The 5,999-nt window shown below is 68.5% G+C and carries 4 protein-coding genes; 2 read left to right on the top strand and 2 right to left on the bottom strand.

The features are described 5' to 3' along the window. Window positions 1-65: 65 nt before the first annotated feature. Window positions 66-638: a TetR-like C-terminal domain-containing protein gene (locus PKH97_RS06595; RefSeq protein ID WP_324386612.1), complete on the top strand. Its 573-nt coding sequence runs from the start codon at window positions 66-68 to the stop codon at window positions 636-638. Between the two features lie 4 nt (window positions 639-642). On the opposite strand, the gene PKH97_RS06590 is transcribed toward PKH97_RS06595, so the two are convergent. Continuing rightward, complete coding sequence (locus PKH97_RS06590; RefSeq protein WP_324386611.1) at window positions 643-2,595, bottom strand: VWA domain-containing protein; 1,953 nt, start codon at window positions 2,593-2,595, stop codon at window positions 643-645. A 10-nt stretch (window positions 2,596-2,605) separates the two neighbouring features. After that, window positions 2,606-4,003, bottom strand: a complete 1,398-nt coding sequence (locus tag PKH97_RS06585) for a sigma 54-interacting transcriptional regulator (protein WP_324386610.1) — start codon at window positions 4,001-4,003, stop codon at window positions 2,606-2,608. Between the two features lie 182 nt (window positions 4,004-4,185). Between PKH97_RS06585 and PKH97_RS06580 the strand changes: the two genes are divergently transcribed. Beyond that, window positions 4,186-5,829 (top strand): DHA2 family efflux MFS transporter permease subunit, encoded by a 1,644-nt coding sequence (locus tag PKH97_RS06580; RefSeq protein ID WP_324386609.1) that lies wholly within the window; start codon window positions 4,186-4,188, stop codon window positions 5,827-5,829. The last annotated feature ends 170 nt before the right edge of the window (window positions 5,830-5,999 follow it).

The raw sequence follows: 5,999 nt of genomic DNA, 5'->3' as shown, positions 1-5,999 counted from the left end.
GTGCGAGCGGCTCGCCAAGGAGGGCGTCGCCGGTCTGCAGGCCCGGGTGATCGCCAGCGATGTCGGTGTGTCCACGACCGCCCTCTATACCCAACTTCGGCAATATCGGCGGCCTGGGCGCCGCTGTCTCCCAGGTCTCGCTGCGCCGGTTCAGCGATGCGATCACCTCCGCCGGCATCACCGACGACCCGGTGGCCGACATGCTCGCGATGGGCATGGCTTACCGCAATTTCGCCATCGTCAACCCGCACGAGTACGAGTTGATGTTCAACCACGCGGTCGTGCGCGTCTCCCGGGGCGTGCGCGCCGACGTCTCGGAGGCCCCGAAGCTGCTGGAGACCCCCGAAGGCCTCAAGGCCTACAACCACCTGCTGGGCCTCTCGACCCGCCTGGTCGAATCCGGGGTAACCCGCCCGCTGGAGCCGCACCTGGTCAGCACCGGCCTCTGGTCGGCCCTGCACGGCTTCGTGCTGCTGGAGATCCTCGGCCACTTCCTCGTCGAGTCCAGCTTGACGATCTTCGGTTCCATCGCCTTCCAGATGTTCATGGGCCTGGGCATCCCGCCGGAGCGGCTGCAACTGTCGATGGCGAATGCGCTCACTCGCGTCACCATGCTCCCGTCGCCCGCCCGCGACTAAATACTCACCAGGACTGACGCGAACCCAGGTAGGACCCGACCACGGCGACCCCGAGATCCTCGGTCTCCGGCGCGACCACGCGCCCGTCGACCCGTCGGGCGAGTTGGTCGATGAAGCGCTGCAGGCCCCGGTCATCGCCGAGCCGGAAGAAGGTCGTGCGCGCGCCCAGCCGCCCCGCGGCATCCAACTCGCGCACGGTCAGCGCGATCGTCAGCGGATGCGGCGGGTATTCGAAATAGATCTCGCCGTCCGGCTCCAGATGCGATGTCGGTTCGCCGTCGGTGACGATCAGCAGCACGGGCGTGGCATTGGGGTGCTTGCGGAAATGCCGGTTGGCCAGCAACAGCGCATGGTGGAGATTGGTGCCCTTGGCCCACATCGGCTCGAGCCCGGTGAGCTGGTCGATGTCCATCACCTGAGCCGCCCGGCCGAAAGCGATCAGCTGGAGCCGGTCGCCGCGGAAGCGCGTCGAGATCAACTGATGGAGCGCCAGCGAGGTGCGCTTCATCGGAAGCCAACGCCCGTCCATGGCCATCGAGAAGGAGGTGTCCACGAGCAGCGCGACCGCGCTCTGGGTGCGCGCCTCCGTCTCGGTCACCTCGACATCCCCGATATCGAGCCGTATGCCGTGCCTCACCTCGCCGCCCGAGCTCACCTGCCGCAGAACGGCATTCGTTACCGTGCGGGTGACATCCCAGCTTTCGGTGTCACCGAACTCCCAGGCCCGGGTGGCGCCGCTGGGCTCACCGGCCGCGCCGGCCAGACGCAGATCGCGCTGGCCGAGCCGCCCGGACATGCGGTCCGCGACATCCTTCAACAAGCTCTTGCCCAGCTGGCGCATCGCCTTGGGGGAGAGGCGGAGCGAGCCGTCGGAGCCGCGTTTGAGATAGCCCGAGTCACGCAGGGCCTCCTCGATCTCGCGCAGCGCCCGGGCATCCACCGCCGCCTGGTCGCCCACCTGCCGCGCGAGGGCGTCGGCGTCGACGTCGTCCATCCGGGCGCCCGGATAGGCCTGGGAGAGTTGCTCGGCGAGTTGGTCGAGCTCGGCGAGATCCTGCAGCATCCCCGTGCCGTCGCCCAGTCCGAGCCCGTGCTCGCCGCTGAACCGCTCGGACCCGTCCCAGTCCGCGCCCGGTCGCAGCCCCTGGAGGTTGGCGTCGAGCCGGCCCAGGGCGTCCAACAACTGCGGCGAACCGAACGCCTGCTGCGAGAGCGTCATCAACTCCGAGCGCTGCTCCTGCGTCATCGAGTTGAGCATCCGCTGCGCGGCCGCGGCCCGCTCGGCGAGGGCGTCGATCAGTTCGTCGATCGATCTCGGATTCTCGGGGAAGAACTGACCGTGCTTGGCCAGGAACTCGGCGAACGGCTCGCCCGTGTCCTCGCCGCGAGCGTGTGCTTCGAGAAGGTCGTTCAGGTCGGCGAGCATCGCGGCGATCGCCGCGCGGTCGGCCTCCGTTGCGCCTTCGAGCGCTTGCTTCATGCCCGCGAACCGCTGATCCAGCACCTCCCGGCCCAGCAGGTCCTTGATCTGTTCGTATGCCGCGCGGGCGTCGCTGCTGCGCCACGAGTAGTCGCCGAGCGCCGTCACCGCGCCGGCCGTGGACGGTGGCAGGCCATCGAGTTGCATCTCGGCGAAGCGGGCGTCGTCGTCCAGCTCGCGCGCGAGCTGTTTGCGCTCGGCCAGGACGGCCTTGTCGAGCAGGTCACGAACCTGCTCCAGGGTGGCGCCGAGGCGGTTGCCGCGCAACAACTCCTGGCGCCGCCGGGCGACCTGCGCCGCCAGGTCGTCCAGCCCGCGTTGCCTGTCGCTGCCGCGGCGCAGGAATTCCTGCAAGGCGCGCTCGGGTGAGTAGCCGGCCATGACGTCGTCCCCGATCGCGGCGAGAGCCTCGCCGAGGTCGACGGGCGGCGCGAGGGGGTCGCCGCCGGCATACGGGCCGTAGCGGGAGCCGCTCATCGCGGGCGGCTCACGCGGACTCACCGTAGAGCGTGGCCCTACCGTCGGTGTCCTTGCCGATCCGCTTGGCGAGATAGAGGCCTTCGAGGGCCATCTCCAGGGCACTGGCGCGCTCACCGGTCGTCGTCGCGTCCACCCGGTCGGCGACCTCGTCATACAGGTAGGAGTTGCCGAGATCGGGCAGAGCGGCGAGGAATTCGCCGGCCGCGACCTGACCGCCCGTGGCCACCAGCGCCCCGCCGGCGAGAGCCTCCACGAGTAGGCGGAAGTCGATGCCGCGGAAGGTCTCGCGCGCGGTCTCGGCGCTCGCGAGCCGTAGGAGGTGATCGAGCACTGCGCGCTCGCGGCCCTCCTCGCCGGACTCAAACTCCACCTTGCCGCCCAAGACATCGAGGGCGGCGGTCAGGTCGACGACCCGGGCGACGGCCTCGGACTCGCCCTGACGGGTCGCCCGATGCCGAGCGGCCGCGGCGATGGTCTCAGCCGCCGCGATCGAGAAGCGCGCAGAGACGCCCGAGCGCTGGTCCACGGCAGTCGACGCACGCAGGTGGCGGGTGAAGCGGGCGAGCACCTCGGTCAGGAAGGGCGGGACAGTGGCGACGAGGTGCGCCTCCTGGCCGATGACCGCCACTTCGTCGGCGAGCGCCACCGGATAGTGCGTACGGATCTCGGCCCCGAAGCGGTCCTTCAATGGGGTGATGATGCGCCCGCGGTTGGTGTAGTCCTCGGGGTTCGCGCTGGCGACGACGAGCACATCGAGCGGCAGGCGCAGCACATAGCCGCGGATCTGGATATCCCGTTCCTCCATCACATTGAGCATGGCGACCTGGATCCGCTCGGCAAGATCGGGCAGCTCGTTGATGGCGACGATCCCGCGATGCGAGCGTGGGATCAGCCCGAAGTGGATGGTCTCGGGGTCACCGAGATGGCGGCCCTCGGCGACCTTCATCGGATCGACGTCGCCGATCAGGTCGGCGACCGAGGTGTCCGGGGTGGCGAGCTTCTCGGCATACCGCTCGGAGCGGTGGCGCCATTCCACGGGGAGGTGATCGCCCAACTCCGCGGCGCGGCGGATCGAGGCGGGGGTGATCGGGTCATATGGGTGCTCACCGAGCTCGGAGCCGGCGATGACCGGCGTCCACTCGTCGAGCAGGCCGACCAGGGTGCGCAGCAGGCGGGTCTTGCCCTGGCCGCGCTCGCCGAGAAGGACGATGTCGTGACCGGCGATGATCGCCCGCTCGACCTGCGGGATCACCGTCTCATCGAAGCCGTGCAGGCCCGGCCACGGGTTCTCGCCGGCAGCGAGCTTGGCCAGAAGGTTCTCGCGCAGTTCCTCCCGCACGCCGCGGGCGTGATGGCCGGCGGCACGCAGTTGGCTGACGGTGGCGATATCGGGAGCGTCGGTCACCGTCTGACGCTAACCTGCGCGACTGGGAAGCGGGCGACGTGGCCGTCAGAAAACCGGAAAGAATGAACGTTCAACTGCGCTACACTTTTCTGATCGCCCGGCCGAGACGCCGGCCCTGCCGGCCCAGTCGACACTTCGGCTCGCCGGCTCCCATCCCCTCCATTCATCACCGGAGCCCACCTGTGTCAACAGCCACAACCCATCCGGCGCCGACCGACTATCCCGACAAGATCGACGGCGCCGTCCTGAAGATCGCGGGCGTCGTCGTTCTCGGCGCGATCATGTCGATTCTCGACATCACCGTCGTCAATGTCGCGCTGCCGACCCTCCAGCACACCTTCGCCGAGGGTGGGGAGGACCTGGCCTATTCGACCGTCGCGTGGACGGTCACCGCCTATACCCTCGCTCTCGCCGCCGTCATCCCGCTGACCGGCTGGGCGGCCGACCGCTTCGGCACCAAGCGCCTCTACATGATGGCGGTGGCCTTCTTCACGCTCGGCTCGGTGCTGTGCGCATCCGCCGGCTCGATCAACCAGTTGATCCTCTACCGGGTCCTGCAGGGCCTCGGCGGTGGTCTGCTGATGCCGCTGGGCATGACCATCATGACCCGCGCCGCCGGCCCGAACCGGATGGGCCGCCTGATGGCCATCCTCGGTGTGCCGATGCTGCTCGGCCCGATCCTCGGGCCGATCCTCGGTGGCTACCTCATCGATGCCGCGAGCTGGCACTGGATCTTCCTGATCAACCTGCCGCTCGGTCTGATCGCCTTGGCGTATGCCGCGTGGGCGCTGCCCAAGGACCGCCCGGTCCCGAGCGAGTCCTTCGACTTCCTCGGCATGCTGATGATGAGCCCCGGTCTGGCGATGTTCCTTTACGGCATCTCCTCCATCCCGGGTGAGGGCACCTTCTTCTCCGCCAAGGTCATGGGCTGGGGTAGCGCCGGTCTGGCCCTGCTGGTGGCCTTCGTGATCTACAGCTTCAAGCCCGAACACCCGCTGCTCGACTTCCGCCTGTTCAAGAACAAGAACCTCACCGTCGCCGTCATCACCATGTTCATCTTCGCGGCGGCCTTCTTCGGCGGCTTGCTGCTGGTGCCGACCTACTTCCAGAACGTCCGGCACGAGGACGCCTTGCACGCTGGCCTGTTGGTGGCACCGCAGGGCATCGGCGCGATGCTGACCATGCCGATCGCCGGCGCGCTCGCCGACAAGATGCCGGTCGGGCGGATCGTCCCCTTCGGTCTGGTGGCCATCATCAGCGGGATGTTCTTGCTTTCGCGGGTCGACGGCACCACGTCCTACTGGGGCTACATCATCCCGGTGCTCTTCCTCATGGGCCTGGGCATGGGCGCGACGATGATGCCGATCATGACCTCGGCCATCAAGACGCTGACGGCCCACCAGGTCGCCCGCGGTTCGACGCTGATCAACATCGCCCAGCAGATCGCCAGCTCCGTCGGCGTCGCCATCATGTCGGTGGTCCTGACCAACGGCCTGACCAATGACAAGCTTGTCTCCCAGGCCGGCGCCTTCGCCGAGGCCAGCAAGGGCGTCACCGACCCGGCCAAGCTGCAGACCATCCTGGCCCAGTTCCCGTTGGTCGGCGAGTATTTCGCCAAGGCCGGTGGTGACATGGCCGCCGGTGGTGCGGCCCTGAGCAGCGCCGTCGCCGACGCGATGGGCAAGGTCTTCGGCCACAGCTTCCTGGTGGCGGCCTTCCTGGTGCTGCTGACGCTCATCCCCGCGTGGTTCCTGCCGCGCAAGCAAGAGGAGAGCCACCTGCTCGACGACGAGGACGCTCCGGCGACCCCGATCCTCATGCACTGACGCGTCTGCGTCCACGGAGCCGGCCCGGCGCGCACGCCCCGGGCCGGCTTTGTGCTGCCCCCACTCAGCACAGGCTGGGTGACGTTGGGGTAGGTTGCACCCTGCTGTAGGACACCTAAAGTCTGCTAGCAGAAGTTAGGAACGGGGGCCCGTGCGCTGGTTGGGTGTCG

The sequence above is a fragment of the Nostocoides sp. genome, from assembly GCF_035343835.1.
Lineage (GTDB): Bacteria > Actinomycetota > Actinomycetes > Actinomycetales > Dermatophilaceae > Nostocoides_A > Nostocoides_A vanveenii.
This window is presented reverse-complemented; position numbering and strand designations above follow the sequence as displayed.